This is a genomic window from Curtobacterium flaccumfaciens pv. betae, assembly GCF_026241855.1.
Lineage (GTDB): Bacteria > Actinomycetota > Actinomycetes > Actinomycetales > Microbacteriaceae > Curtobacterium > Curtobacterium flaccumfaciens.
Map to the genome: position 1 here is coordinate 170,676 of NZ_JAPJDC010000001.1, position 25,082 is coordinate 195,757.

The following is a 25,082-nucleotide window of genomic DNA, read 5'->3' on the forward strand; positions in this document are numbered from 1 at the left end:
AACCGACAAGCGGACTGGAGGCCCGTGGCGATCCCGCCACGGCCCTCCAGACCGTCTCGTCGTTCGCTCACTGCGCACAAGACGCACCCTGGTCACGCCCACGGCGAACAGGGGCAGCCCCCGGGGGGAGCGCTGGTTACTCTCGAAGTACTTGGCCGGACTCACACGAGACCGGCACAGCGTCGGCTCCGCTCATCAGGGGCCAAGGGAGAGCACATGTTCGAGAGATTCACCGACCGGGCCCGTCGTGTTGTCGTCCTCGCTCAAGAAGAAGCGAAGATGCTCAACCACAACTACATCGGCACCGAGCACATCCTCCTCGGCCTCATCCACGAGGGCGAGGGCGTCGCCGCCAAGGCGCTGGAGTCGCTGGGCATCTCGCTCGACGCCGTGCGCGAGCAGGTCCAGGACATCATCGGGCAGGGCCAGCAGCAGCCGACCGGGCACATCCCGTTCACGCCGCGCGCCAAGAAGGTGCTCGAGCTGTCCCTGCGCGAGGCGCTGCAGCTCGGCCACAACTACATCGGCACGGAGCACATCCTGCTCGGCCTGATCCGCGAGGGCGAAGGTGTCGCAGCCCAGGTCCTCGTGAAGCTCGGCGCCGACCTGAACCGGGTGCGCCAGCAGGTCATCCAGCTCCTGTCCGGTTACCAGGGCAAGGAAGCGGTCGCCGTCGGCGGCGAGCAGCAGCAGAACGCGCAGCAGGGTTCGCAGGTCCTCGACCAGTTCGGTCGGAACCTCACCCAGGCCGCGCGTGACGGCAAGCTCGACCCCGTCATCGGGCGCGAGAAGGAGATGGAGCGGGTCATGCAGATCCTCTCCCGCCGCTCCAAGAACAACCCCGTCCTGATCGGTGAGCCCGGAGTCGGCAAGACCGCCGTGGTCGAGGGCCTCGCCCAGGCGATCGTCAAGGGCGACGTGCCCGAGACGCTGAAGGACAAGCAGCTCTACTCGCTCGACCTCGGATCGCTCATCGCCGGGTCCCGCTACCGCGGTGACTTCGAGGAGCGCCTGAAGAAGGTCACGAAGGAGATCCGCACCCGCGGCGACATCATCGTCTTCATCGACGAGATCCACACGCTGGTCGGTGCCGGTGCAGCCGAGGGCGCGATCGACGCGGCCTCGATCCTCAAGCCGCTCCTCGCCCGCGGTGAGCTCCAGACCATCGGTGCCACCACGCTCGACGAGTACCGCAAGCACTTCGAGAAGGACGCCGCACTCGAGCGTCGCTTCCAGCCGGTGCAGGTCAACGAGCCGTCGCTGCCCCACGCGATCAACATCCTCAAGGGTCTGCGCGACAAGTACGAGGCGTTCCACAAGGTGTCCATCACCGACGGTGCGATCGTCGCCGCGGCGAACCTGGCGGACCGCTACGTGCAGGACCGCTTCCTGCCGGACAAGGCCATCGACCTGATCGACGAGGCCGGCGCTCGCCTGCGTCTGTCGATCCTGTCGGCGCCGCCGGAGCTCCGCGAGTTCGACGAGAAGATCTCGACGGTCCGCGGGTCGAAGGAAGCCGCCATCGAGGAGCAGGACTTCGAGAAGGCCGCGAGCCTGCGCGACGAGGAGAAGAAGCTCCTCGGCGAGCGTCTCCGCCTCGAGAAGCAGTGGCGTGCGGGTGACGTCGCCGCGTCCGGCACCGTCGACGAGGGCATCATCGCCGAGGTCCTGGCCCAGGCCACGGGCATCCCGGTGTTCAAGCTCACCGAAGAGGAGACCTCGCGTCTCGTCTTCATGGAGAAGGCACTGCACGAGCGCGTCATCGGTCAGGAAGAGGCCATCTCGGCCCTGTCCAAGACCATCCGCCGTACCCGTGCCGGCCTGAAGGACCCGAACCGTCCCTCCGGCTCGTTCATCTTCGCCGGCCCCACGGGCGTCGGGAAGACCGAGCTCGCCAAGGCCCTCGCCGAGTTCCTGTTCGACGACGAGGGTGCGCTGATCTCCCTCGACATGTCGGAGTTCGGTGAGAAGCACACCGTGTCCCGCCTGTTCGGTGCCCCTCCCGGGTTCGTCGGGTTCGAGGAGGGCGGCCAGCTCACCGAGAAGGTGCGCCGCAAGCCGTTCTCCGTGGTCCTGTTCGACGAGATCGAGAAGGCCCACCCGGACATCTTCAACTCGCTGCTGCAGGTGCTCGAGGAAGGCCGTCTCACCGACGGTCAGGGCCGCGTGGTCGACTTCAAGAACACCGTCATCATCATGACCACGAACCTCGGTTCGCAGGGCATCGCCGGTGGCCCGGTGGGCTTCCAGGTCGAGGGTGACTCGGCCGTCGGCTACGACCGCATGCGCGGCAAGGTCAACGAGGAGCTCAAGAAGCACTTCAAGCCCGAGTTCCTGAACCGTGTCGACGACACGATCGTGTTCCCGCAGCTGTCGCAGCCCGAGCTGCTGCAGATCGTGGACCTGTTCGTGAAGCGCCTGGCCGACCGCCTGCTCGACCGCGACATGACCGTCGAGCTCACGCTGCCGGCCAAGGAGCAGCTCATCAAGGTCGGGTTCGACCCGTCCCTCGGTGCTCGTCCCCTGCGTCGCGCGATGCAGCACGAGGTCGAGGACCAGCTGTCCGAGCACATCCTGCAGGGTGAGCTCAACGCCGGCGACCACGTGAAGGTCGACTTCGTCGACGGTGCGTTCCACTTCGAGACCGGGCGTCAGCCGGGCCGCGAAGAGGTCCTCGCCGGTGCAGCCGCGGTCGAGGCCGCGACCGACGCGCCCCAGGGCGAGATCGAGTCCTAGGACCTGACACCCCACGGACAGGAGGCTCGGTGCCAGCTGGCACCGGGCCTCCTGTCCGTTCTCGGGTCGCGTTCAGATCCCGCATCGCCGATCTGCGCGTCCTTCCGGCCACGGACCCCCGTCCGGGGGTACTGTGATGACAACGCGCGAGACGTTCCCCCCAACTCCTCGCGCGTCGCGCTCGATCGGTTCCCCCCAACGGATCGAGACGCAGCCGGCCCCGGTCTGTTCGCAGACCGGGGCCGTTGCACGTCCGGGGGCGGTGCCGGTCGGCGGTGCGGGCGGGTTCCCGCGGCGTCAGGCGGCGTCGGGCAGCTGTGCGGCGAAGTCGCGGACGGCGCGCTCCCAGCGCTCCGGGTCCTCGTTCCACTCGAGCGTGTGCGGTGCCGTGCGGAACGTGACCGCGGTGGCGCCCTGCCGCGCGGCGTCGGCGACGTCGTCGGCCGCGACCAGGGCGTCGGCCTCGGAGTGGATCAGCAGCGTCGGCGTCGACGAGTCCTGCCACGTGGTCGTCGTCACGGGGGTCGGAGCCCCGGCGAGCCGTGACAGCACGTTCGTGGTCGCGATGCGGGCGGCGACCGTGCCGACGAACGCGGGCAGGTGCGCGCCGCGGACGGCCCCGCGGAGTGCCGAGGTGACGTCGAGCAGGGGCGAGACCGCGACGATTCCGTCGACGTGGACGCGTGCGGCGGCGACGGAGCAGGCGAGCGCGCCGGCGGACCAGCCCTGCAGCACGACGCGCTGAGCACCACGGGCCCGGGCGGCGCGGACGGCGGCGACGATGCGGTCCGCTGCACCGGCGTCGAGGGAGCGGAGCGGCAGGTCGGTGGTGTCGACGACCTCGGACGAGGCGCCGAGCGAACGCCAGACCCCGACACCGCGCAGGACCTGGCGCGGGCCGAGGGACTGCCCGTGCACGTGGACCACGTGGGTCGTGGCGCCCTCGGGCTCGGTGCCGGGGACGTCGTCCGGTCCGTCGTACCGCAGGGCGTCCCAGGCCCACTCACCGGTCGCCACGGGGGCGGTGACGCTGCGGCGCACGGTGTCACCGTCGCTGCCGGCCCCGGTCTCCGTGCTCGCGGTGGTGATCGCGCCGACCTGCACCCGGGTGTCGTCGCGCTGCAGGTCGTAGGTGCCCGGCAGGCGGGTGTCGCGGGTGGCGGTCAGCTCGACCTCGGTGTCCGTGGCGCTGCGGACCGTGGCGGTCGCCGCGTACGGCGTCGGGAACAGCAGCCGTCGTGCGACGAAGGCGCCGACTCCGAGCGTGCCGACCGCTCCTGCCGCGGTGCCGAGTGCCGTGATTCGTGCGCCGGTCATGTGATCTCCCTGAGTCGTGCCGTGGTGAGCGTCGCAGCGGCCGGAACGTCCTGCCCGGCCTCGCGCGCGCGGTCTTCGATCTCGACGGACAGTCGGTGCTGTCGACTCCGCCACTGGCGACGCTGCCACACGATCGTGAAGTAGAGCCCGGTGTTGCCCGATGCCGTCTCGAGCCGCCGGAGCTCCGGTTCGAGCACGCGGAACCGGCGTCGTGCGGCCCGCCAGTCGCGGAACTCCCGTGCGGCGTCGGGCAGGACGCCGCCGGCCGCGCCGATCGCGAGCAGGACCATCGAGCCGAGGAACACCGGGGTGTAGAGCTTCGACAGGACCCCGACCGCACCGTCCGCGCCGACGACGTGCACGGCGTCGAGGGCGATCGCGATGCCGGCGAGCAGCACGAGGCCGGCGGCACCGACGACGAAGAGCCAGTACAGGCGCCCGAGCCCGTCACCGCTCCGGAACCCGCGCAGCACGGCGACGGCCGAGCGGGCGATCACGATGGCGATGTAGGTCATCTCCACCGCCGAGTAGAGCGCGGTCGGCAGCTGGTCACCGTAGGCCACCATGAACTGCGCCGTGGGCGTCGGTGCGTCGATGAAGCTGAACAGCACGACCAGGGCGACGAGCACGAGCACGCAGCCGATGATGCGGCTGGCGCGCAGGAGCTTGGCGGAGCGTGCCGCGGCCTCGACCGACTGCGCGAGGGCGAACATGCCGCACACCATCAGGCTGCGGCCGATCAGGTCGGCGATGTTGGGCACGTGCGTCACACCGGCGAGGAACGTCGTGACGTCGGGCTGGTTGATCGTGAGTCCGACGGCGACGCAGCTGCAGCAGACCATCAGCCAGGTGACGCTGGCCGACTGGGTGCGCACCAGGAGCAGCCGGGCGACCAGCACCGCCAGGATCAGCCAGACCGGGATCGATCCCCAGACGTGCAGCGTCACCGCGTCACCGGAAGATCCCGGGCTGGCCCTCGGGGTCGAGCAGCCCGATCCGCAGCGCGAGCTGGTCGGCGACGAGCTCGACGGCCTGCTCGTGCGGGGTGTCCAACGAGCGGGTGAACGCCGTCCGGCCGCTGAGCAGTCCCGTGTACGCCTGGTGGTCGCAGCCGGTGTCGTCCATGAACACGTGGGCGAGCTCGTGCAGCACGCACGCCACCCGGGAGCGCTCGGACAGCCCGGGGCGGGTCTCGAGCAGGGCGTGGTCGGCGCGCTGGATCAGCCGCGCGGACAGGTCGCCCGGCAGCTCCGTGGTGCGCACGTGGATCGGCTTGCCGAGCGCCGCCTCGGCGCGGGCGGTCAGCTCCGGCAGGGACAGCCGACGGGGGAGCCCGAGGCGCTGCACGCGGCGACGGGCCTCGGTCTGCCGACGCAGGGCGTCGAAGCGGTCGCGGTAGCCGCTCACGGGGTGCCGCCCGACTCGTCCAGGCGACGCAGGTGGTCGGTGAAGTCGCGGATCTCGTCCGCCGAGGCGAACTCGCCCAGACGCCGGGTGGCGAACGCGACGACCTCGCGCTTGCGGAGTTCGAGCACGAGCTCCAGCTGCGCCTGCACCCGCTCCGGCACGTCCGTGTTGCCGGCCGCGTCGGTCAGGTACTCCGCCGGGACGCCGAAGTAGGTCGCCAGGGCCGCCAGGAGTCGCTGGTCGCGGACAGCCGGACCGTTGCCGCCGAGCATGTAGCCCCAGCGCGGTCGACTCATCGACGCTCCCTGCGCCTCGATCTCGGCGGCGATCTCCTTGTACGGGGGTCGCTGGCCCGAGTTGGCCTCGACGACGTCCATCAGGAGCTGCAGTTTGCGCGACAGTTCCCGTCGGTGTGCGTCGTCGTCGTTGTACTCGATCACGTGTCCCCACTCTCACATCTGTCTCAGACATGATAAAACTGATCCAGCGCGTCGGCCGGTGTCACCACTCTGCCAGGCTCGCGCTCGCTCGTCAGGTCGGCATTTCGATGGGGGGATGCCGAACGGGGGACGAACGAACGGGAGGCGCGGTGCCAGCTGGCACCGCGCCTCCCGTCCGTCGTGTGGTGCGGACTACGCCTGCACGTCGCCGCGCCAGCCCGGCTGGGTCGGTGCGTTCTCGACGCGCTCCTTGTAGTTCTGCAGGTCCTTCTTGACGGCGTGGCCGCCGACGCCCACGGCGGAGCCGAGCTTCTCGAGGATGCCGGAGGGCTCCCAGTCGATCTGCACGGTGACGCGGGTCTCGGCGTCGGAGAGCTTGTGGAAGGTGACGACACCCGCGTGGTCGGTCTCGCCGTCCTTCACGGTCCAGGCGACACGCTCGTCGGGGTGCTGCTCCGTGATGAGGGCCCGGAACTCGCGCTCCTGGCCGGCGATCTTCACGGTCCAGTCAGTGGTCTTGTCGTCGACCTGGACGATCTTCTCGACCTCGTCGAGGAAGTGCGGGAACTCCTCGAAACGGGTCCACTGGTCGTAGGCCTGGCGGACGGGGACGTTGACGTCGACGGTTTCGATGATCTGAGGCATGCACCGGACGGTAGGCCGATCGACCTGGGCGGCACTCAGCAGCGCTGTCCCCCTGCGACCCCGGTAGTGTGAGGCGGATGACAGAGCACGGCAAGCACGCGTTCCACGAGCGCGACGACCACGGGATCCTCGTGCGTCCGGCGCTCGCCTCGGACGTCCCGCACATCCAGCGGCTCATCGCCCCCTACGTCGACCGGCGCATCCTGCTCGGCAAGGAGAACGTCGCCCTGTACGGCTCGATCCAGCAGTTCCGGATCGCCGAAGGGCCCGACGGAACTCCCATCGGGTGCGGCGCGCTCGCGGTGTTCTGGGACGACATCGCCGAGGTGCGCACGCTCGCCCTCGACGAGCAGTGGATCCACAAGCGCGTCGGGCACCGGATGCTCGAAGCGCTCGAGCACGACGCCCGTGAACTCGGCGTCGCCCGGATCTTCTGCCTGACCTTCGAGGTCGACTTCTTCGCGAAGCACGGGTACCTGGAGATCGGCGAGAGCGTCGTCTCACCGGACGTCTACGCCGAACTGGTCCGCTCGTCGGACGAAGGGGTCGCCGAGTTCCTCGACCTCGCACGGGTCAAGCCGAACACCCTCGGCAACACCCGCATGCTGAAGAACCTCTGACGCTTTCTCGTACCGCCCGGCGGGGTGGCCGTGTGCGGCCCGCGCCGTTGTCTACCCTGTGCGCATGTCGTCGTTGCGTCACCCCGTCGGGCCCGAGAAGCCGGTCGTCTACTGGCGCCGCAGGGCGCTCGTGCTCGGGGCGCTGCTGGTCGTCGTCCTGGTGGTGGTGCTCATCGTCGTCGGGCGGGGGAGCGGGGCCACGTCGGCGGCGCCGAGCGCGTCGGCCTCTGCTGCTGCTGGGTCTGCGGCCGGTGCATCGCCCGAAGGGTCCACGGCCGGTTCCGGGTCCTCGCGGTCCGCTGCGCCGAAGCCGTCGGCTTCCGCCTCGGCTTCTGCGTCGAAGCCCGCCGCTGCTGACGGGTCGACCTGCACGAAGGACCAGATCGTCCTGACCCCCGTACTCGACAAGTCGGCCTACGGTCCCACCGAGGACCCGAAGATCGCGATGTCGATCAAGAACTCCGGCACGAACTCCTGCCACCTGGACCTCGGATCGGCGCAGCAGGTGCTGACGATCAGCTCCGGCCAGGAGCAGTACTGGTCGTCGAAGGACTGCCAGACCGGCGGCACGAACCAGGACGTCACGATCAAGTCCGGTCAGACGCTCACGACCCCGGCGATCGCCTGGGACCGCACCCGCTCGTCCACGTCGACGTGTGACTCGTCACGGCCGGCGGTCACCGCTGGAGGGGCGAGCTACCACCTGCAGGTCGCCGTGGGGAACCTCGAGTCGAAGAGCTCGGTGCAGTTCATCCTGCAGTAGGCGGCGGCGGCGGCGGCGGGTTCGCGGTTCGCGGTTCGCGGTTCCGATCCGTCCCGCACAACCGAAGTGCATTCGCGCCAGACGCTCGCGTGGTTCGGCGACGCTTTGGTTGTGCGAGATGCCGAGCAGGGCGCCGGGAACAGCAACAGGCCCCGTCGTCCGAAGACGACGGGGCCTGTTCAAGCTGATGTGATCAGCCGAGGACGGTGATGTTCTCCGCCTGCGGGCCCTTGCGGCCCTCGGTGATGTCGAACTCCACCTTCTGGTTCTCCTCGAGCGACTTGTAGCCGTTGCCAGCAATCGCAGAGAAGTGCGCGAAGACGTCAGCGCTGCCGTCGTCCGGGGCGATGAAGCCGAAGCCCTTTTCGTTGTTGAACCACTTGACGGTACCGGTAGATGCCATGATGGCGTTTCCTTAGCTTTCTTGCTTCCGCCAAGGTGCAGATGCACCGACGGAGACCCCGACGTACGTCGACGGGGGTAATGCGCCACGCGGGCAGGTGCCGGCGGGACGGGTTCGGGGTCAGGCCTGTCGGCCAGTGACCCTGGGGCCCGGGTTGAGGGGCAAACCACCTCGCCCGGACGTTGAGCGCCGCCGAAGCGGTTCCATCAGGCTAGCGTGCTCTGGGCCGACTGGCTACCCGTGCGTCACGGAACGACGAAAATCTGGTGGAATTGAGCTGATGGCAGACAAGGAACAGCGCTTCCGGAGCGAACAGCTCGAGGGAGCCCTCGCGAAGCAGGACGTCGCTGCGGTGGCGTTCGCGCTCCGCCACGACATCGTGATCGTCCCCCGACTCGTCACCGGCAAGAAGGACATGCAGGTGCGGGTGTTCGGCCGTGAGGGGTCGGACAAGCGCATCCTGCTGCTGTTCTCGTCGGCGGACGCCTACACGGCGATGGTGCCGGACGAGAAGATCCGGCAGGTCATGGTCTACGACGGGCCGCGGCTCGAGGAGTTCCTGGCCGCCCACCTCGACATGCTCGAGGGTGTGTTCTTCGACATCGCCGGCCCGCACACCATGCAGGCCGCGCCGGCGGACCTGCTGGCCGCTTTGCGCGCGTAGCGCCTCAGAACGCGCGGTCGAGCTCGCGTTCGCGCGGCGACTGCGTCATCGAGAACGCCACACGCAGGGCCTCGCGCAGGTGCCCGGAGTCCGAGCCGAGCACCGTCGTGAACCCGAGGCGGGTGGCCTCGTTCACGCGCTGCTTCGTGCCCGTGGCCGGACGAATCTCGCCGGCGAGGCTGATCTCGCCGACGGCTGCGAGCGTGTGCGGGTACGGACGGTCTCGTGCGGCGCTCGCGAGCGCCAGTGCGATCGCCAGGTCGGCGCCGGGCTCCGTGAGCTTCATGCCGCCCACCGTGGACACGTAGACGTCGGCGTCGGACAGCTTCAGGCCGGCGCGGCGTTCGAGCACCGCGAGCAGCATCGCGACACGGGAGGCATCGACACCGTTCACGACCCGGCGTGGCTGCGGCGCCGAGCTCGGGACGATGAGGGCCTGCACCTCGACCGGCAGCGCTCGGCGCCCCTCGAGTGCGACGGTGACGCACGTGCCGGACACCGGGGTGGCGTTCTTCGACATGAAGAGGCCGCTCGGGTCGGGGACCTCGTGGATGCCGTCGCCACCCATGTCGAAGCACCCGACCTCGTCGGTGGGCCCGAAGCGGTTCTTGAGCGCCCGGACGAAGCGCAGCGCGGTCTGCCGGTCGCCCTCGAAGTGGCAGACGACGTCGACCAGGTGCTCCAGGAGCCGCGGGCCGGCGATCGTGCCGTCCTTCGTGACGTGCCCGACGATGAGGACGGGCAGGGCGCGGTCCTTCGCGATGCGGATCAGGGTCGAGGCGACCTCGCGCACCTGGGACGTGCCACCCGCGATGCCGTCGATCGAGCTCGACGAGATGGTCTGCACGGAGTCGGCGATGAGCAGGTCGGGCTGGACCTGGTCGACCTGGCCGATGATGACGCCGAGGTCGACCTCGCTCGCCAGGTACAGGTCGTCGTGCATCGCCCCGGTGCGTTCGGCACGGAGTCGGACCTGGTCGACGGACTCTTCGGCGCTGACGTAGAGGACGCGCTTGCCCGAGGCTGCGGCTCGCGAAGCGACCTCGAGCAGGAGGGTCGACTTGCCGACACCCGGCTCGCCGCTCAGCAGGACCGCGGCACCCGGCACCACGCCGCCGCCGAGGACGCGGTCGAACTCGCCGATGCCGGTCTGCCAGCGCTGCACGGAGGTGCCGCGGGCTTCGGTGATCGGTCGCGCGGCCCGGGCGCCGGTGACGGCAACAGCCGAGGTACCCCGGGTGCTCGCCGACGCCGCAGAGCTGTCTTCGACGGTGCCCCAGGTCTGGCACTCACCGCACCGGCCGACCCACTTGATGCTGGTCCAGCCGCACTCGGTGCAACGGTAGAGGGACTGCGGGCGCGCCATGTCGTCGAGGCTAGGCCGTACGGCCGACATCACCGGCGTGATCGCCCGGCTCGTCTGGTCCGCTTGGTTCGTCCGACCGGTCTCGTTCGTCGGTCACTGCGATCGAACCGGTCATCCGGTGGCGCAGGCGCTCGACCGGCCCCGGACCCTGGCGTGAGGCGTGGTCGAGTGCCTCGGCGCCGTCGGTGTCCTGCTCGGCGCGGGCGTTCGCGACCGCCCCGGCTTCACGACCGAGGTTCTCGGCCTCGCGCACGGACAGGTAGTGCCGGATCGCCGCCACCGTGTCGACCCGCGCGTCGACCGCCGGCTCGAAGGCGCTCGCCCAGACCTCGTAGCCGCGGTCGTTCGGGTGGAACAGGTCGCCGTAGCTGTTGAAGAAGGTGCGGCGGACCCCGACGCGCTTCGTGATCGTGTGCAGCGGCGCCACCGTCAGCCCGAACTCGTCGGCCACCCGGTGCACGATCTCGTTCGCCACCGCCACCTTGCGCTCCCGGTCCGGCACGAACATGCACGGCAGCTCGGCCACCACGGCGTGCGACGGCACCGCGCCGTAGATCGCCCGGATGTTCCGCTCGAACTTGTCCGGATCGAAGTCGGCGATGTCGTTCGCCCCGATCGACACCGTGCAGATGTCGGGCGCGTAGTGCCGGAGCTTCGGCAGCTGATCACGCTTCGCACCCCAAGTGGTCGAGCCGGAGACGCTGAGGTTCACCACCCGGACAGACATGTGGGAGCGGTGCCGGATGCGCCGTGCGAGCAGCCCCACGTAGCCACGCCCGGGTGCGGTCGCACCGACGCCCTGCGCTGCCGAGTCACCGATTGCCACGTAGAGCAGCTGCCCCTCGTGCTGCTGTCGTTCCCGCCACCAGTCGGCGTGGATCGGGAGCATGTCGACGACCCGTTGCGCCGCTGCCCGTTGGCCCTTCACGCCGGCGCGGGCGCCGACGGCTGCGGCACCGACGACGCCGAGGCTGCCGACGACGGAGGTGAGGAGTGCGATGAGCGTGCGGGATCTCATGCCGTGGACGGTACGCCCGCCGGTCTTGCCGGAGACGAGGAGGACCTGTGGGTGTGGGGAGAGCCCTGCAGGTGACCGCTTGTGGAGGGCGATCCGACCCGGGGTGTCATCACGGGCCTCCCGGATCGTGTAAACTCTTCCCCGGTACCGTGTCCGAGCGGCCGAAGGATCATGTCTCGAAAACATGTGTGGGGGCAACTCCACCGTGGGTTCAAATCCCACCGGTACCGCCAGCAAGGAGTTCGCTCGATCCGCATCAGGATGCGGATCGAGCGAGTTTCTTCTCTGTTCACCGCCGCTCTGCACTCACACCCTGACCGTGAACGTCCGGCGCTAGATCATCTTCGGTTGACGGCGCGCCGACAACGAGATTGCGTTGCGGCCCGACCTGCCGGATAGTTCTGCCCATGGCCACGATTCGGTTCGCGTTCCTCGCTGAGTATGCGAAGGCGGAGCCGACAGGCACCGTCACCGCGTTGCAGGCCGGGCTTGAGCGAGTGACGGTGGATGCTTCGTCGCAGAGCGCTCCGCTCCACCTTGCGAGTGTCATCGTGCAAGATGGCGAGGGGGATGCCGCGCAGGCAACGCTGACCGTGACAACGACTGCGCCAGACGAGCTCTACTCCCTCTCGCAATCGATCGATCTGCCGGCACCGCAGGCGAGCACACCCTCGACTACTGCGTTCGCAGTCCGTATCGACATCCCGGTAGTTGGCGAAGGCATCTACCGGATCGACATCGGTCTGGGCGAAGAGGTCGCGGTCTCTATCCCGCTACGAATCGATCTACAGGCTGCTGAGCATGCCCAGAGCATGTCATGACGTCCACGCCGGTGCGTGTACTGTTTCATGAGCACGCTAGAGAACGCATGGCCCTCCGCGGCATCTCGGAACAGCAGGTTCACGACTGCCTCTTCTCTCCGGACACCACTGCCCCTGGGCACCGGGACCGGACGAAGTACACCAAGCTCGGCGACGACGGACGAATATCTGTCGTAGCCGTCGTGAGGAAGGTTTCCGACACCCACTTCGTTGTCTATACCGTGTTTAGAGAGGACGAGACAGATGGCTAGCAGCATCAAGCTCACCGTGGATCAGACCAATGGCCTGGCCTACATCACGCTCAGCGACGCGGCCGTGCACCACACGATCGAACATTCGGACACTGTGCTGGTGGACGTGGACGAGCACCGTGTGGCGGTCGGGATCGAGCTCCTGGATCTGGATGCGGAGATCCCCTTTGACGAGCTCACGAAGAGCTACCACGTGCAAAGCGACCGAGTCGACCTGCTCCGCCGCATTCAGCCGTCGATCAATAAGTTCATGGTGTCGATGAAGGAGCAGACGGCCGCTGCCGAGACTGTGGCCGAGGACGTTCATGACGGCGAGCTCATCGGCGGTTGAACGTCTGCGCGGAGTTTCACAGAAGCGCGTTGGTTCCGGTTTCTGGAGTCAGCGCGCTTCGTCGTTCATGGCCCTAGATCCTGGTCTGTCTCGTGCGCAGTCGCCATTGCTCGTAGTCGACGTCTGACATCGGGAGCCCGACCTTCGTCGTCGCGCTCCTCGGTTCCCTCGGTGGGCAGCTCGGACAAGCGGGGTCTCGGGGCCCTTCTTCCGAGTCACTCAGCCGTAGATCGAGTCCGGGATCTCCGGGCAGGCGGTCACGAGCTCGTAGTACCGGGACTGCGGCAGATCGACCGACCGGTACGGCGACCACGCCCCGTCGCTGTCGATGAACTCCTGCTCGCTCGGGCCGCGCTCCACCGCGATGCCGCGGTCCTGCAGGCACTTCGTGAGCTCGCCCGTGGAGTAGCGGTAGAGCCACTCCAGCTGGGACTCGTTGAAGGCCGTCCGGTACTTCGCGGCCATGGGGTACTCGACACCGCACGTGTACTCAGCGACCGCGAACGGCTCGGACTGTTCCGCCGGGACTTGTCCGGAGGACAGGCTCGCGTCGGGCATCGCCTTTGCCTGCGGGAACCCCGCGGCGGTCATGCACCGTTCCTGCGTCGGGGCCCAGTCGGCGTGCGAGACGGTCCGGACGCGGTCGACTGCCGGCCGCGCGAGCCCTGGATGGCGTGACTCGACCAGCTGCCATGCCTGGTCGGCGCTCGCGTCGAGGATGGTCTCCGCCCGCGCTGCGCTCATCGCATCGGGCTGCGGCCCAGAGGCACCCCCAGGCGCGGCACATGCGGACAACCCGGTGACCACGGCGAGGCAGACCACGCCCGCTGCGGCAGTGAGGAGCTGATGGTCTCGTCGTCGCAAGGGTCCCCCAAAGAGTTGCGATCGTCAGAACTGCCGGTTCGCCACATCCGCCCGGTGCGACACCGCCAGTATGTCCCGCAGCCGCTCGGCGGGCAATGGTGCGCCCTGATCCGCCAGGTAGTCCGCCGCGAACCCCTCGGCACTCGCCGCGTAGATCCCCGTGTACGCCCCGGACTCCGGCTCGAAGCGCCACGAGTCGGCCAGGGTGCCGGCGTCCACGGTGTCGAACCCGAGCAGCTGCACGAGGTCGGCGACCACGGCCTTGGCCGGGTCGTCGTCGCCCGCGATCGGCAGCGCGGTGCGAGGCGCGGAGCCGGCGAGGTTCGGGATGTGGTGCGCGACGATGTTGTTGAACGCCTTGACGATCCGGGTGCCGGGCAGGAGCGTCTGCTCGTACTCCGCCGTGGTCGTCGCGAGGGTGTCGAGCGGCTCGATCCGGCCGTCGCGACCGGGGTAGTAGTTGCCCGTCGAGAGCACGGTCCGCCCGGCGAAGGCGTCGAGGTCGGGGGCGAGCGCCGGGTAGGCGGTGAGCGGGATCGCGAGGACGGGCACGTCGCCGAACTCGACGGCCTGGCGCACGGTGCCGGCCTGGGCGTGCGGGCCGAGCTCGGCGACGAGGTCCTGCAGCGACTCGGGGCCGCGCGAGTTCGCGATGAGGACGTCGAGGTCGGCGGCGACGGCCAGGCGTGCGATCGCGGTGCCGATGGCTCCGCTGCCGATGATGCCGATGCGGTTCATGTGATGCCCTTTCAACAGTGGTGGAGGTCAGGGGAGAGCAGGGGCTTCCCAGCCGCGCCGCGACAGGGCGGAGAGCGCGGCGGACGACGAGTCGTCGGCCATCGCGGCACCCCGGACCCAGCTGGTCGCCAACGCGGCGAGGAACAGGTCCCGCGCGCGGACGTCGGCACGCGCACGACCGGAACGCTGGGCGGCGCGGAGGAACTCGTCCGTGGTGGTGATGAACCCCTGGCACGTCAGGGCGAGCGGCGACGAGTCGGACGAGGCGGCGGCGCGGAGTGGTTCGGGCAGCCCGTCGAACGTTCCGGCCCACTCGGTGACCGCGTCGAGCCAGCCGTGCAGGGCGTCGCCGGTGTCCACGGAGCCGTCGCGCAGCGCTTCGCGACGCGCCACCAGGTGCTCGTCGCGTGCGGCGAGGAGCTCGGCGAGCAGGGCCTCGCGCGTGGGGAAGTGCCGGTACAGGGTGCCGGCGCCGACGCCGGCCTGCTTGGCGATCGCGTCGAGCGAGCCGGTCACACCGTGCTCGGTGAACGCGCGCTCGGCGACCCGCAGGATGTGGTCCCGGTTCCGCAGCGCGTCAGCGCGCGCGGGACGCGGCGGACGCGGGGAGTGCAGTGAACGCGGCGCGTGCCCGGCGGGAGCGGTCTGCTCGGGCATGGCGGGCCTCCAGGCTGTGGCGTCGGGAACCGGAGAAGCTCTCCGGAACCACCACAGTACAGGAGACCCTCTCCGTTTCGTCGCGGAAGCGCGACGCCCAGGCGTCAGGACTCCTCGGCAGCCTCCGCCGCGTCCGCCAGGTCCGTCCGCGTGTTCGCGTGGATCGGCTCGCTGTGCCCGAAGGTCTTCGCGGCGGCGCGCAGCCGCCCGACGAACTCCCCGTTGTCCATCTCGAGTTCGTCCTCTTCCGCGTCCTCGATGACGATCTCGCTCGAGGGCCCGATGAGGATCTTCGTGGTGGTCATCGTCCCGTCGTCGGCGACGGCGGGCACGTCGACGGTGTCCGCTCGGTCCCCACCTGCGAGGGCCGCGGCGTACTCGATCACGGCGTCGGCAACGTCGTCACCGACCAGGATCGTGGTGGCGTCGTAGTGGATGTGCTTCATCGCGTACTCCTTCCCGAACCCATACAAACGCGCGGCGCGGGAACGGGCTTCAGGTTGACCGCTGCACGCGGTGGTCCGGGTCCGGGGATTCCAGGGCGTTCCACACGTCCGCCCAGATCAGCTCGAAGTCGACGGGGCGGATGCGGTCGGCCCGGAGCGCCTGCTCCAGGATCGACAGCGCGTCCAGGGAGCCGGTGAGCAGACGTTCGTCGCCGTGGACCTCGCGGCGGCCGTCGCCCAGGAACGTCGTCACGGTGACGGACCGCACCCGCGGTCGCAGCGCGCGGGTGGCGCGGGCGAGGACCGCGAAGCCGCCGCCGTAGAGGAGCAGCGCGGTGGTCGTGCCGACTGCGGGGACCGAGACGGCGAGCACCAGGGCAGCGAGGGCGACGACCGCCCCGACGGCCGGCCAGACGTGCCAGGCGCGCAGCAGCAGGCGCTCGCCGGTGGTCGTGCCGGGCGGGAACACGACGAGGGTCCGCGAGCTCCACAGCGTCCGCCCGACGGGTCGGATCGTGTACCGGCCCCACAGGTGGGTGCCGTCGAGCAGCCGGGTGCGGACCGGCAGCGTCGTGGTCATCGATCGCCCGGCGCGAGTTCCGCGCGCACCGGCGCGAGTTCCGCGCGCACCGGCGCGAGTTCCGCCCGGACCGGCTCGACGACGTCGCGGTGCCGGACGGTCGCCAGGCACGGGAAGCAGACCAGGTCGCCTTCGCGGACGTCGGCGGGCAACGGAGCCGGGAGGCGGTGGAACGGACCGTCGGCCTGACCGTCACAGCGGGTGACGACGTACATCGGGGAGAGGGGAGCGGTGCTCCGGCGTCCGATCAGGCGCACCTGGTCGAGCACGGCGCAGGTCGGCAGGACGGCGTCGAGTTCCAGGAGCACCACCCCGGTGCGCGGTCGCCGCACACGGGTGACCGCCGCGACGGCGACGCTCACGTCGCGGGGTGCCCAGCCGCGCGGGCGGTACCGGGGCGGGGACTGCTCGGCGGTGTGCACGGTCGGGGTGCCGGTGAGGTCGGCGAGCCGGACCATCGAGATCGCCGAGACCAGCAGGTCGTCGGTGGTCGCGACGGTGTGTGCCGGCCAGAGGAACGGGTCCATCGGATCGGGGAGCGACGCACGGAGCGTCGGCATGATCGCAGTCAGTGTCACGACCACACGCTCTCGCGGGCTCGGACAGCGCGGAAGGCCTCCTGACGGAACCCCTACGGCCGGCGCCGGAGTCCTGACCGAGCGCTCACCGGCGGGTGGCCGAGCGCAGGGCTGCGGTCCACCCGAGGGAGATCACGCCGGCGCCGATCAGGGTCTTCACCACACCACCGAGGACGAACGGGTAGAGCCCGTACTGCAGGGTCTGCTGCAGGTCGAGGCCGAGTGCCACCGCGAGCCAGGCCATCCCGGCGACGAAGGTGACGACGGTGCCGAGGGCGAAGGACAGCAGCGCGTTCCGCAGCGGGCGGTCGCCGAATCGTTCGGCGACCCAGCCGACCAGGGCCGCGGCGGCGACGAAGCCGACGATGTACCCGCCCGAGGGGCCGACGAGCACGCCGACCCCGGCCGAACCGTCCGCGAAGACCGGCAGCCCGACGACACCGAGCAGTGCGTAGACGAGCATCGACAGGGCACCGCGACGGGCACCGAGGGCACTGCCGACGAGCAGCACGGCCAGGGTCTGCCCGGTGATCGGGACGGGCCAGATCGGCACGGACACCTGCGCGGTACCGGCGGTCAGCAGTGCGCCGCCGAGGACCAGCGCGGTGCTGACGACAGCGGTGCGGGGGAGCAGCGCGTCGGCGAGCGGACGGTGTGCGGCGGGGGTGATCGTGGTCATGGTGACTCCTTGCAGAGGGGAGAGGGAGGGTCAGACCGCGACGGCGGCCAGCAGGGACTCGGCGTCGCGCCGGGCCCCGTCCACGGCGGCGGTGTCGAGGCCGCAGGCGCGCAGGCAGGTCGCGACGAGGGCGTCGCGGTCGGCGTCCTGCACGGGGCCGGACCGGCGGAGCTGGATGACGGTCTCGGTGATCTGGATGAGCACGGCACCGAGGCGCGACGGCGAGACACCGGCGGCGACGTCCGGGGCGGCAGCGCGCGAGCCGAGGCGCCCGTAGGCCTCCTGCAGTTCGACCCGCTCGGCCCGGAACCCGTCGTAGCGCTCGCCCTGCACCTCGGGCAGCAGGTACAGCGTGCCGATGTTGTGCGGTGTGCGGGCGAGGGTGTCCACGTCGGCGACGACCAGCGCGGCGAGGGCACCGGCTGCCGAGGCCGACTCCGGCACGAGCTGCTCGAGGCCGCGGACCAGCTCGAGGCTCGGGCGCACCGAGGTCGTGAGCAGCTCGACGAGCATGTCGTCCTTGCCGGCGAAGTGGTAGTACAGCGAGGCCTGCCGGATCCCGACCCGTTCGGCGATCGCCCGGGTCGAGGTCGCGCTGATGCCGTTCTCGACGAACAGCGCGGCGGCGGCGTCGAGGATCTGGTCGCGCGGGCTCAGCGCGGAGTCGGCGTTCGGCACGACCCGCGGCCGCCCGGGGCGCACGGGCCGGTCGTCGGGGGACATGCCCCCATCCTGACAGCCGGTGTCCGTCACGACTGCTCCCGGTACGCGCGCCAGCCGCCGTGGTGGGTGATGTCCTCGGCCCCCTGGACCGCGAACGGCTCGACCAGGAACCCGGTGACCTCGGTGCCGTCGTCGAGCGCCACGGTGCCGATCGCCATCGGTGCCGGCAGGGCCGCGACGAAGGTGCCGAAGCCGGCGGCGGGCAGGCGCCAGACCTCCCCGACGATGCCCGAGCCCGAGCCCGAGCCCGAGCCCGGCGCAGCAGCGCCGGACGTGACCGGACCCACGCGGACCAACCCGGGCTTGGGCGGCACCGTGTCGAGGGCGTACAGCCGGTAGTCGGACGCGGTGCGGGCCTCCCGGACGAACGATCCGCCGGACGCGACCAGCTGTCCGTTCAGCGGCTGACCGCGCAGGTGCGCCCCGACGACCAGCAGGTCGACGGTCGGGGCGGCGAACGCGGCCGCCAACGCCGCCAGGCGCCGGTCGGTGAACGCCGGACCGGTGAGCATGACGCCGAACGGCAGCCCGTCGACGAAGCCCGCTGGCACCGCGAGCGAGGCCATGTCGAGCAGGTTCGCGAAGTTCGTGAACCGACCCATCCGGCTGTTCGCGCCGATCGGGTCGGCCGCGACCTGCTCGAGCGTCGGGTGCCACGTCGTCGTCGGGGTGAGCAGGGCGGTCGTGCCCTCGAGTGCGGCGCGACCCGCTGCCCCGAACGCGTCGAGCCGTTCCTGGTCGGCGAAGAGCTCCGCGGCGGTCGGTCGTGCGCCACCGAGCACGATCGCGGCGACCGACGGATCGAGGTCGGCACCGACCTCGTCGCGGTGGGCCTCGATGTGGGCACCGACGGCCGCGTACCGCTCCGCGACGAACGCGCCGTCGTAGAGCAGCGACGCGGCGTCGAGCAGGGGTGCGATGTCGACCTCGACCACCTGGTGTCCGAGCGCACGGAACCGGTCGACTGCCGCGGCGAACGGCTCGGCCCAGCCGGGTGCGAGCCCCTCGAGCTGTGACGGGAGCGGCACCGCGATGCGCGGGACGGCGGGCAGGTCGGCGAGGGCGAGGTCGGGCCGCGCGAGTGGGTCGACGCCGTCCGGGCCGGCCATCAGCTCGGCCGCCGTGCGCGCCAGGTCGAGCGACCGGGCGAACACCGTGACGCAGTCCTGCGACCGGCAGGCGGGGACGACGCCCGTGTTCGGCACGAGCCCCTTCGTCGGCTTCACCCCGACCAGGTTGCCGAGCGCGGCGGGCACCCGGCCGGACCCGGCGGTGTCGGTGCCGAGCGCGAAGTCGACGATGCCCAGGGCGACCGCCGTGGCGGAACCGCTCGACGAACCGCCGGAGATCCGCGTCGGGTCCCAGGCGTTCCGGACCGCGCCGAACGGCGAGCGGGTGCCGACCAGGCCGGTGGCGAACTGGTCGAGGTTCGTCTTGCCGACGACGACGGCGCCGGCGGCGCGCAGCCGGGCGACGGCGGTGGCGTCGGCTGCGGGGTCGTGGGCGTAGGAACGGGCGGCGGCGGTGGTGGGCAGGCCGGCGACGTCGATGTTGTCCTTCACGGCGAACAGCAGGCCGGCCAGGGGCAGGGACGGGTCGACGGCTTCGGCCTCCGCCAGCACGTCGGCGCGGTCACGCAGCGTGATCCAGACCTCGGGCCGGTCGACGGCGTCGATGCGGGCGAAGGCGTCACGGACGCGGGCCGCGGCGGACGTCGTGGCGGCCCCGCTGGCGGCGGTCGGGCCGGCGCTCGCCGCGCTCGTCCCGCTCACGCCGGCGCTCGTCCCGCTCACGCTGCCGCTCCGATCGCCGCGAGGACCTGCCCCGGCGCGACCTGGTCACCCGGCTTGATGTACACCTCGAGCACGTGGCCCGGCACCGGTGCGTGCACCATCGACTCCATCTTCATCGCCTCCACGGCCAGCAGCTTCTGCCCCTCGTCTACGCGGTCACCCGGGCGGACGTCCACCTGCCACACGGTCGAGGTGAAGGGGGCGTACACGGCGGTCGACCCCTCGGGCACGGTCACGGCGTCGGCCACCGCGGCGGCCGGTTCGTCACGGACGTCGAACTCGCCCGATGCACGCCACCGCTCTTTCTCCTCGCCGAACGCCTGTGCCTGCTGCGCCCGGAAGTCCGCGATGGACCCGGCGTTGTCGGCCAGGAACCGGTTGTACGATGCGATCGAGAACTCGCCCTCGACGGTCTCGAACGAGCCCCGTCCGGCGTCCGTCTCGGCGCGCAGCTCGAGCAGCTCGTCCGCACCGACCGGGTACCACTCGATCCGGTCGAAGAACCGCAGCGCCCACGGGTTCTCCTGGAACAGCCCGCCGCGGCGGAACCGGTTCCAGATCTGCACGGTGCGGCCGACGAACTGGTAGCCGCCCGGACCCTCCATGCCGTAGATGCACAGGTACGCGCCGCCGATGCCGACGGAGTTCTCGGCGGTCCAGGTTCGGGCCGGGTTGTACTTCGTCGTGACCAGGCGGTGCCGGGGGTCGAGCGGGGTCGCGACCGGGGCGCCGAGGTACACGTCGCCCAGGCCGAGCACCAGGTAGCTCGCGTCGAACACGGTGCGGAAGACGTCGTCGACGCTGTCGAGCCCGTTGATGCGACGGATGAACTCGATGTTCCACGGGGTCCACGGGGCGTCGTTCCGCACGCCGTTCATGTACCGTTCGATCGCCAGCCGGGTGGCCGGGTCGTCCCACGACAGCGGCAGCTTCACGGTGCGCGACGGCACGACGAGCTGGTCGGTCGGCGGGATCTCGTCCTCGAGCTCGCGGAGCAGCCCCGCCACGTCGCGCGCCTTGAGCACGGACGCGTCGGTGTGCACCTGCAGCGAGCGGATGCCCGGCGTGACGTCGAGGATCCCCTTCGGCGTGTGCTCCTGCAGCTTCGTCATGAGCGCGTGCACGCGCATTCGCAGCGCGATGTCGAGGGTCATGTCGCCGTACTCCACGAGCACGTTGTCGTCGCCGTCGCGTCGGTACGCGACGCTCGGCCGCCCGTCGGTCGCGTCCAGGCGGGCGATCACGCCGTCGTCGCCGTCGCCTCCGGTGCGCGGCACCGTCCTGGAGGCCCGGCGTGCGTCGAGCGCGGCGGCGTCGGCTTCGCGGACGGGGACGAACCGGACAGTGTCACCCGGTCGGAGCTGGCCCAGCTTCCACAGGTCGCCGCTGGCGACCACGGCGGGGCAGACGAAGCCGCCGAGCGACGGCCCGTCCGGTCCGAGGATGATCGGGGTGTCCCCGGTGAAGTCGATCGCACCGACCGCGTACGGGGTGTCGTGGATGTTCGACGGGTGCAGACCGGCCTCGCCGCCGTCGGTCCGCGCCCACTCCGGCCGCGGGCCGATGAGCCGGATGCCGGTGCGCGCCGAGTTGTGGTGCACGGCGTAGTCGGTGGCGTAGAAGACGTCGAGGTCGGCACGGGTGAAGAAGTCCGGCGCGGCGTGCGGCCCCTCGGTGACGGCGATCTCCCACGCGTCGGTCAGCGCGGTGCGGCGGTCGGCCGGGGTCGGGCCGCCCACCAGGCCCAGACGGGTTCCGGACGGGAACGCCGGGTGCGGGGCGTCCGAGTCCGGGGAGCCCGGGCGCAGGACGTCGCCGGCGAGCAGGGCCCGACCGGCGTGACCGCCGAAGCCACCGAGCGTGAAGGTCGCGGTCGAGCAGAGGTAGGTCGGCACGTCGAAACCGCCCCGGACCGCCAGGTAGGTGCGGAGGCCCGGACCGGGGGCCGTGCCGATCGCCAGGGTCTGGCCGGCGCCGACCTCGACGGGCTCCCACAGCGCCACGGGTTCGCCGTCGAGGGTGACCGGTGCCGGCGCACCCGTGAGCGCGACCACCGCGGCGGCCGAGAACCGGAGTGTCGGGCCGGTGGCGGTGACCTCGAGCGCGGGGGCACCGTCCGGGTTGCCCACGGCGCGGTTCGCCTCGGCGAAGGACGCCGCGTCGAACGGGCCGCTCGGCGGGACGCCCACCTGCCAGTACCCGACCCGGCCGGGCAGGTCCTGGATCATCGTCATGGTGCCCGGGGCGACGACGTCGATGCGCGGGTCCGGGTCCTCGGTCGCGTCGAGCGTCGAGGTGGAGTGCGTGGCGGTGCGGAGCTCGAGGTCGTCGGTCAGCGCGCGGAGGAGCCCGGTGTTCGTGACGATGCCGTCGATGCGGGTGGCCGCGAGTCCGTCGCGCAGCAGGTCGAGCGCGTCGTCGCGGGTCTCCCCGGTGGCGATCACCTTGGCGAGCATCGGGTCGTAGAACGCGGACACCTCGGAGCCGGTCTCGACCCAGCCGTCGACGCGGATGCCGGTGCGCTCGCCGGATGCCGTGGTCGCGCTCGGGAACACGGCCTGGGTGACGAGGCCGCTCGAGGGCAGCGAGCCCTTCGCCGGGTCCTCGGCGTAGACGCGGGCCTCGACGGCGTGGCCGTTCGGGGTCCAGGTGCGGTCGAACACGTCGGGGTCGATGCCGGCGGCACCGTCGCGGGCCAGGCGGAGCATGAGCTCGACGAGGTCGACGCCGAACACTTCCTCGGTGACCGGGTGCTCGACCTGCAGGCGGGTGTTCACCTCGAGGAACGACGCCTCTTCGCGCACCGGGTCGTAGACGAACTCGACGGTGCCGGCACTGCGGTACCCGACGCTCTCGGCCAGGCGGCGGGCGGACGCGTGCAGCTCGGCGCGGACGTGCTCGGGGAGTGCCGGTGCCGGGGCTTCCTCGATGACCTTCTGGTTGCGGCGCTGCAGGGAGCAGTCGCGGTCGCCGATCACCGCGACGCGGCCCTCGCCGTCGCCGAAGAGCTGGACCTCGACGTGCCGGGCGGGCCGGACCAGCCGCTCGAGGAAGATGCCGGCCGACCCGAAGTTCGCGGTCGCCAGGCGGACGACGCTCGTGTACGCCTCGCGGACCTCGGCGAGGGTCGAGCAGGCCTGCATGCCGATCCCGCCGCCGCCCCCGGTGGCCTTGAGCATGACGGGCAGCCCGATGCGCTCGGCCTCGGCCACGGCGTCGTCGATGCTGGCGAGCAGCCCGGTGCCGGCGAGCATCGGGACCCCGGCGGCGGCGGCCAGCTCGCGGGCGGTGTGCTTCGCGCCGAACCGGACGATCTGGTCGGCGGTCGGCCCGACGAACCGGATGCCGGCGTCCTCGCAGGCCCGGGCGAAGTCGGTGTTCTCGGACAGGAACCCGTAGCCGGGGTGCACGAGTCCGGCGCCGGTGTCCTTCGCGGCCTGCACCACGGCGTCGATGCGCAGGTACGAGTCGCGGGCGGGTGCCGGACCGAGCCGGACCGTGGTGTCGGCCTCGCGGACGTGGGGTGCGGCGCGGTCGGCGTCGGAGTAGACGGCGACGGTGCGCATGCCGAGCGCCCCGGCGGACCGGATGATGCGGCGGGCGATCTCACCGCGGTTCGCGACGAGGACGGTGTCGGAGCTGAGGGGGGTCTGGTTCACGGTGGCGGTCCCGGTGGGGTCGGGCGCGGCGGTCACGGCTGGACCACGATCATGCGCAGCGGTGTGCAGGAGAAGTCGTTGCAGGGGTTGTTCATCTGCGGGCAGTTCGAGACGACGACGAGCACGTCCCGCTCGGCCCGGATCGCGACCCGCTTGCCGGGGGCGCTCATGCCGTCGACGATCCCGAGGGCGCCGTCGGCCTCGACCGGCACGTTCATGAACCAGTTGAGGTTCGACACGATGTCGCGGGCACCGAGTCCGTGGCGGCCGGCCTCGGCCAGGAAGTTCTCGCGGCAGCCGTGCTGGTACCGGGTGTGGTGCCCGTACCGCAGGGTGTTCGACTCCTTCGAGCACGCGCCGCCGATGGTGTCCTGCCGGTCGATCTCGTTCGCGACGACGGTCATCAGCGGGCGGCCCTCGTTCGACATCAGGACGGTGCCGGTCCGAACGTACGCGTTGCCCTGTGCGGCGAGGGTGTCCGGCACGCTGTACCGCTCGTCGGAGTCGTGGGCGTCGTAGAGCAGGCAGTCGGCGCTCTGGTTGCCGCCGACGTCGACGATGGTGAGCACCTCGCCGGCGCGGACCACGGCGGACCACGGCGCGAGCGGGGCGACCCGGTCGTCGCGGACCACGGTGCCCGGCACCAGGGACTCGCTCCAGTCGAGGGCGACGTCCGGGTCGTGGACGGCTCCGACCGGGACGGTCGAGGCGGGGGTGTGGGTCGTCGTGTCGGTCATCACAGGGCTCGGGCTTCCGCGTGGTCGATCGAGTTCAGGTAGGCGCGGGTGAGCTCCGGCGTCGCGGTGAACCGCTCGTCGGCCGCAGTCGTCGGGGCCCCGCGCCAGGCGTGCACCCGCAGTGGTCCGACCAGGTAGTCCGGGCGCGGGTCGATCGGGTGCGCGACGTTCGCGACCAGCACGAGCAGCGGCAGCTCGGCGACGAGCGTGACGTGGGTGCCCGCGCCGGCCGAACCGGTGAAGGTCATCGCCCCCTCGGCGTCGATCCGCACGCCCTGGAAGAACGAGATGCTCGGCGGCAGGTCCCGCTTGGTGAGCCCGTGCTTGGCGGCGGCCTTCGCGAACAGCGACCGACCGCTCGGGGTGCGCCCCTCGGGTGCCGCGTCGCCGTACTTCCGCTCGTTCCAGGCGTCGGTCGAGCTGCCGCAGAACGCGTCGTGGTGCCCCGAGGTGTCCTCGAGCACGGTCGCGAGCGCTCGGCCGTCCCCGCTCAGCAGGGGGGAACCCTGGCCCAGGTACGCCTGCCACGGGATCTTCTGGGTGTCGGCGACGTTGAGCCGCTCCCACGGTTCGAGCGCGTTGAACACCAGGACGTTGGCGCAGGCTTCACCCGTCGGGTCGTCGAACCGCAGCCGTGACCCGCGGGCCAGCACCTTGTGCGTGTACCCGCCCGGCGCCACCGTCTCGGCCCAGACGAGCTGTGCGGGGTCGACGCCCTCGGGGGCGAACGGTGACGACGACGCCGGCAGGTACGGCATGTACTCGGACTGCGAGCCGGCCTGGGCGCGTGCGTCGGACCGGGAGGCGAGCACGCTGTCGGTCTGGTGGAGGTCGCGCATGGGGTTC

At 71.0% G+C, this 25,082-nt stretch carries 27 protein-coding genes and 1 tRNA gene; 8 read left to right on the forward strand and 20 right to left on the reverse strand.

Annotated features, from left to right (window positions below):
- Window positions 1-216: 216 nt before the first annotated feature.
- A complete protein-coding gene (locus ORG17_RS00865) occupies window positions 217-2,736 on the forward strand; it encodes an ATP-dependent Clp protease ATP-binding subunit (RefSeq protein ID WP_040419836.1) in 2,520 nt (839 codons plus the stop codon).
- Between the two features lie 297 nt (window positions 2,737-3,033).
- Here the strand turns inward: ORG17_RS00865 and ORG17_RS00870 are convergent, their stop codons facing one another.
- From ORG17_RS00870 to ORG17_RS00890, 5 genes are all read right to left on the reverse strand, one after another.
- Window positions 3,034-4,053, reverse strand: coding sequence for a hypothetical protein (locus ORG17_RS00870; RefSeq protein ID WP_214527223.1), 1,020 nt, complete (start codon window positions 4,051-4,053; stop codon window positions 3,034-3,036).
- Complete coding sequence (locus ORG17_RS00875; RefSeq protein WP_214527221.1) at window positions 4,050-5,000, reverse strand: hypothetical protein; 951 nt, start codon at window positions 4,998-5,000, stop codon at window positions 4,050-4,052. Before ORG17_RS00875 ends, ORG17_RS00870 begins: the two co-directional genes overlap by 4 nt.
- Before the next feature lie 4 nt (window positions 5,001-5,004).
- Entirely contained in the window at window positions 5,005-5,460 is a 456-nt protein-coding gene (locus tag ORG17_RS00880) for a hypothetical protein (RefSeq protein WP_111057553.1), read from the reverse strand.
- On the reverse strand, window positions 5,457-5,900 hold the full coding sequence (locus ORG17_RS00885; RefSeq protein ID WP_035809351.1) for a hypothetical protein: 444 nt from the start codon (window positions 5,898-5,900) through the stop codon (window positions 5,457-5,459). The genes ORG17_RS00880 and ORG17_RS00885 overlap by 4 nt, the downstream gene beginning before the upstream one ends.
- 192 nt (window positions 5,901-6,092) lie before the next feature.
- Window positions 6,093-6,545, reverse strand: a complete 453-nt coding sequence (locus tag ORG17_RS00890) for an SRPBCC family protein (protein ID WP_027467072.1) — start codon at window positions 6,543-6,545, stop codon at window positions 6,093-6,095.
- Window positions 6,546-6,622: 77 nt separating this feature from the next.
- Here ORG17_RS00890 and ORG17_RS00895 point away from each other — a divergent pair, with 77 nt between their 5' ends.
- Together ORG17_RS00895 and ORG17_RS00900 are read left to right on the forward strand one after the other, a co-directional pair.
- Window positions 6,623-7,165, forward strand: coding sequence for an amino-acid N-acetyltransferase (locus ORG17_RS00895; protein ID WP_071245253.1), 543 nt, complete (start codon window positions 6,623-6,625; stop codon window positions 7,163-7,165).
- Between the two features lie 64 nt (window positions 7,166-7,229).
- Window positions 7,230-7,928, forward strand: a complete 699-nt coding sequence (locus tag ORG17_RS00900; RefSeq protein ID WP_214527219.1) for a hypothetical protein — start codon at window positions 7,230-7,232, stop codon at window positions 7,926-7,928.
- Between the two features lie 193 nt (window positions 7,929-8,121).
- On the opposite strand, the gene cspE is transcribed toward ORG17_RS00900, so the two are convergent.
- Window positions 8,122-8,331: a transcription antiterminator/RNA stability regulator CspE gene (cspE, locus tag ORG17_RS00905; RefSeq protein WP_017887662.1), complete on the reverse strand. Its 210-nt coding sequence runs from the start codon at window positions 8,329-8,331 to the stop codon at window positions 8,122-8,124.
- A gap of 280 nt (window positions 8,332-8,611) precedes the next feature.
- On the opposite strand from cspE, the gene ORG17_RS00910 reads away from it, so the two are divergent.
- Entirely contained in the window at window positions 8,612-8,995 is a 384-nt protein-coding gene (locus ORG17_RS00910; RefSeq protein WP_214518847.1) for an SseB family protein, read from the forward strand.
- A gap of 4 nt (window positions 8,996-8,999) precedes the next feature.
- On the opposite strand, the gene radA is transcribed toward ORG17_RS00910, so the two are convergent.
- Together radA and ORG17_RS00920 are read right to left on the reverse strand one after the other, a co-directional pair.
- On the reverse strand, window positions 9,000-10,361 hold the full coding sequence (gene radA / locus ORG17_RS00915) for a DNA repair protein RadA (RefSeq protein WP_214527217.1): 1,362 nt from the start codon (window positions 10,359-10,361) through the stop codon (window positions 9,000-9,002).
- Between the two features lie 10 nt (window positions 10,362-10,371).
- The gene (locus ORG17_RS00920; RefSeq protein ID WP_214527215.1) at window positions 10,372-11,379 is read right to left on the reverse strand and encodes an SGNH/GDSL hydrolase family protein; all 1,008 of its coding nucleotides are present in this window, start codon (window positions 11,377-11,379) and stop codon (window positions 10,372-10,374) included.
- Window positions 11,380-11,522: 143 nt separating this feature from the next.
- Between ORG17_RS00920 and ORG17_RS00925 the strand changes: the two genes are divergently transcribed.
- The 4 genes from ORG17_RS00925 to ORG17_RS00940 all read left to right on the forward strand — a co-directional run bounded on the left by ORG17_RS00925 (window position 11,523) and on the right by ORG17_RS00940 (window position 12,782).
- Window positions 11,523-11,612: transfer RNA gene (locus ORG17_RS00925), tRNA-Ser, on the forward strand.
- A gap of 174 nt (window positions 11,613-11,786) precedes the next feature.
- Entirely contained in the window at window positions 11,787-12,200 is a 414-nt protein-coding gene (locus ORG17_RS00930; protein ID WP_214527214.1) for a DUF6941 family protein, read from the forward strand.
- On the forward strand, window positions 12,197-12,451 hold the full coding sequence (locus ORG17_RS00935) for a DUF4258 domain-containing protein (protein WP_284731110.1): 255 nt from the start codon (window positions 12,197-12,199) through the stop codon (window positions 12,449-12,451). Before ORG17_RS00930 ends, ORG17_RS00935 begins: the two co-directional genes overlap by 4 nt.
- Window positions 12,444-12,782 carry a DUF2283 domain-containing protein gene (locus ORG17_RS00940; protein ID WP_214527211.1) on the forward strand — a complete coding sequence of 113 codons (339 nt, stop codon included), beginning with the start codon at window positions 12,444-12,446 and terminating at the stop codon, window positions 12,780-12,782. Before ORG17_RS00935 ends, ORG17_RS00940 begins: the two co-directional genes overlap by 8 nt.
- Before the next feature lie 219 nt (window positions 12,783-13,001).
- Here the strand turns inward: ORG17_RS00940 and ORG17_RS00945 are convergent, their stop codons facing one another.
- The 12 genes from ORG17_RS00945 to ORG17_RS01000 all read right to left on the reverse strand — a co-directional run bounded on the left by ORG17_RS00945 (window position 13,002) and on the right by ORG17_RS01000 (window position 25,075).
- Window positions 13,002-13,526, reverse strand: a complete 525-nt coding sequence (locus ORG17_RS00945) for a hypothetical protein (RefSeq protein WP_214527209.1) — start codon at window positions 13,524-13,526, stop codon at window positions 13,002-13,004.
- Window positions 13,527-13,670: 144 nt separating this feature from the next.
- Window positions 13,671-14,384 (reverse strand): NADPH-dependent F420 reductase, encoded by a 714-nt coding sequence (locus ORG17_RS00950; protein ID WP_214527207.1) that lies wholly within the window; start codon window positions 14,382-14,384, stop codon window positions 13,671-13,673.
- Between the two features lie 27 nt (window positions 14,385-14,411).
- Window positions 14,412-15,041 (reverse strand): TetR/AcrR family transcriptional regulator, encoded by a 630-nt coding sequence (locus ORG17_RS00955; RefSeq protein ID WP_214527205.1) that lies wholly within the window; start codon window positions 15,039-15,041, stop codon window positions 14,412-14,414.
- A gap of 104 nt (window positions 15,042-15,145) precedes the next feature.
- Complete coding sequence (locus ORG17_RS00960; protein ID WP_051597132.1) at window positions 15,146-15,487, reverse strand: hypothetical protein; 342 nt, start codon at window positions 15,485-15,487, stop codon at window positions 15,146-15,148.
- 49 nt (window positions 15,488-15,536) lie between these two features.
- Window positions 15,537-16,067: a DUF6611 family protein gene (locus ORG17_RS00965; RefSeq protein WP_214527203.1), complete on the reverse strand. Its 531-nt coding sequence runs from the start codon at window positions 16,065-16,067 to the stop codon at window positions 15,537-15,539.
- Window positions 16,064-16,645, reverse strand: coding sequence for a hypothetical protein (locus ORG17_RS00970; protein WP_214527201.1), 582 nt, complete (start codon window positions 16,643-16,645; stop codon window positions 16,064-16,066). Before ORG17_RS00970 ends, ORG17_RS00965 begins: the two co-directional genes overlap by 4 nt.
- Window positions 16,646-16,730: 85 nt before the next feature.
- Window positions 16,731-17,324: a biotin transporter BioY gene (locus tag ORG17_RS00975; protein ID WP_214527200.1), complete on the reverse strand. Its 594-nt coding sequence runs from the start codon at window positions 17,322-17,324 to the stop codon at window positions 16,731-16,733.
- A 30-nt stretch (window positions 17,325-17,354) separates the two neighbouring features.
- Window positions 17,355-18,047 carry a TetR/AcrR family transcriptional regulator gene (locus tag ORG17_RS00980; protein WP_250892395.1) on the reverse strand — a complete coding sequence of 231 codons (693 nt, stop codon included), beginning with the start codon at window positions 18,045-18,047 and terminating at the stop codon, window positions 17,355-17,357.
- Window positions 18,048-18,073: 26 nt separating this feature from the next.
- Window positions 18,074-19,840 (reverse strand): allophanate hydrolase, encoded by a 1,767-nt coding sequence (gene atzF / locus ORG17_RS00985; protein WP_301565352.1) that lies wholly within the window; start codon window positions 19,838-19,840, stop codon window positions 18,074-18,076.
- Window positions 19,837-23,535: an urea carboxylase gene (uca, locus tag ORG17_RS00990; protein ID WP_214527198.1), complete on the reverse strand. Its 3,699-nt coding sequence runs from the start codon at window positions 23,533-23,535 to the stop codon at window positions 19,837-19,839. The genes atzF and uca overlap by 4 nt, the downstream gene beginning before the upstream one ends.
- A complete protein-coding gene (locus ORG17_RS00995) occupies window positions 23,532-24,236 on the reverse strand; it encodes an urea amidolyase associated protein UAAP2 (RefSeq protein WP_214527196.1) in 705 nt (234 codons plus the stop codon). Before ORG17_RS00995 ends, uca begins: the two co-directional genes overlap by 4 nt.
- Entirely contained in the window at window positions 24,236-25,075 is an 840-nt protein-coding gene (locus tag ORG17_RS01000; RefSeq protein WP_214527195.1) for an urea amidolyase associated protein UAAP1, read from the reverse strand. Before ORG17_RS01000 ends, ORG17_RS00995 begins: the two co-directional genes overlap by 1 nt.
- Between the last annotated feature and the right edge of the window lie 7 nt (window positions 25,076-25,082).

Excerpts from the sequence above, each read along its gene's own strand:
- ORG17_RS00865 (WP_040419836.1), top strand. The coding sequence starts at position 217 with ATGTTCGAGAGATTCACCGACCGGGCCCGTCGTGTTGTCGTCCTCGCT.
- ORG17_RS00870 (WP_214527223.1), bottom strand. The coding sequence starts at position 4,053 with ATGACCGGCGCACGAATCACGGCACTCGGCACCGCGGCAGGAGCGGTC.
- ORG17_RS00890 (WP_027467072.1), bottom strand. The coding sequence starts at position 6,545 with ATGCCTCAGATCATCGAAACCGTCGACGTCAACGTCCCCGTCCGCCAG.
- ORG17_RS00895 (WP_071245253.1), top strand. The coding sequence starts at position 6,623 with ATGACAGAGCACGGCAAGCACGCGTTCCACGAGCGCGACGACCACGGG.
- ORG17_RS00900 (WP_214527219.1), top strand. The coding sequence starts at position 7,230 with ATGTCGTCGTTGCGTCACCCCGTCGGGCCCGAGAAGCCGGTCGTCTAC.
- cspE (WP_017887662.1), bottom strand. The coding sequence starts at position 8,331 with ATGGCATCTACCGGTACCGTCAAGTGGTTCAACAACGAAAAGGGCTTC.
- ORG17_RS00910 (WP_214518847.1), top strand. The coding sequence starts at position 8,612 with ATGGCAGACAAGGAACAGCGCTTCCGGAGCGAACAGCTCGAGGGAGCC.
- radA (WP_214527217.1), bottom strand. The coding sequence starts at position 10,361 with ATGGCGCGCCCGCAGTCCCTCTACCGTTGCACCGAGTGCGGCTGGACC.
- ORG17_RS00920 (WP_214527215.1), bottom strand. The coding sequence starts at position 11,379 with ATGAGATCCCGCACGCTCATCGCACTCCTCACCTCCGTCGTCGGCAGC.
- ORG17_RS00930 (WP_214527214.1), top strand. The coding sequence starts at position 11,787 with ATGGCCACGATTCGGTTCGCGTTCCTCGCTGAGTATGCGAAGGCGGAG.
- ORG17_RS00935 (WP_284731110.1), top strand. The coding sequence starts at position 12,197 with ATGACGTCCACGCCGGTGCGTGTACTGTTTCATGAGCACGCTAGAGAA.
- ORG17_RS00940 (WP_214527211.1), top strand. The coding sequence starts at position 12,444 with ATGGCTAGCAGCATCAAGCTCACCGTGGATCAGACCAATGGCCTGGCC.
- ORG17_RS00945 (WP_214527209.1), bottom strand. The coding sequence starts at position 13,526 with ATGAGCGCAGCGCGGGCGGAGACCATCCTCGACGCGAGCGCCGACCAG.
- ORG17_RS00950 (WP_214527207.1), bottom strand. The coding sequence starts at position 14,384 with ATGAACCGCATCGGCATCATCGGCAGCGGAGCCATCGGCACCGCGATC.
- ORG17_RS00955 (WP_214527205.1), bottom strand. The coding sequence starts at position 15,041 with ATGCCCGAGCAGACCGCTCCCGCCGGGCACGCGCCGCGTTCACTGCAC.
- ORG17_RS00960 (WP_051597132.1), bottom strand. The coding sequence starts at position 15,487 with ATGAAGCACATCCACTACGACGCCACCACGATCCTGGTCGGTGACGAC.
- ORG17_RS00965 (WP_214527203.1), bottom strand. The coding sequence starts at position 16,067 with ATGACCACGACGCTGCCGGTCCGCACCCGGCTGCTCGACGGCACCCAC.
- ORG17_RS00975 (WP_214527200.1), bottom strand. The coding sequence starts at position 17,324 with ATGACCACGATCACCCCCGCCGCACACCGTCCGCTCGCCGACGCGCTG.
- ORG17_RS00980 (WP_250892395.1), bottom strand. The coding sequence starts at position 18,047 with ATGTCCCCCGACGACCGGCCCGTGCGCCCCGGGCGGCCGCGGGTCGTG.
- ORG17_RS00995 (WP_214527196.1), bottom strand. The coding sequence starts at position 24,236 with ATGACCGACACGACGACCCACACCCCCGCCTCGACCGTCCCGGTCGGA.
- ORG17_RS01000 (WP_214527195.1), bottom strand. The coding sequence starts at position 25,075 with ATGCGCGACCTCCACCAGACCGACAGCGTGCTCGCCTCCCGGTCCGAC.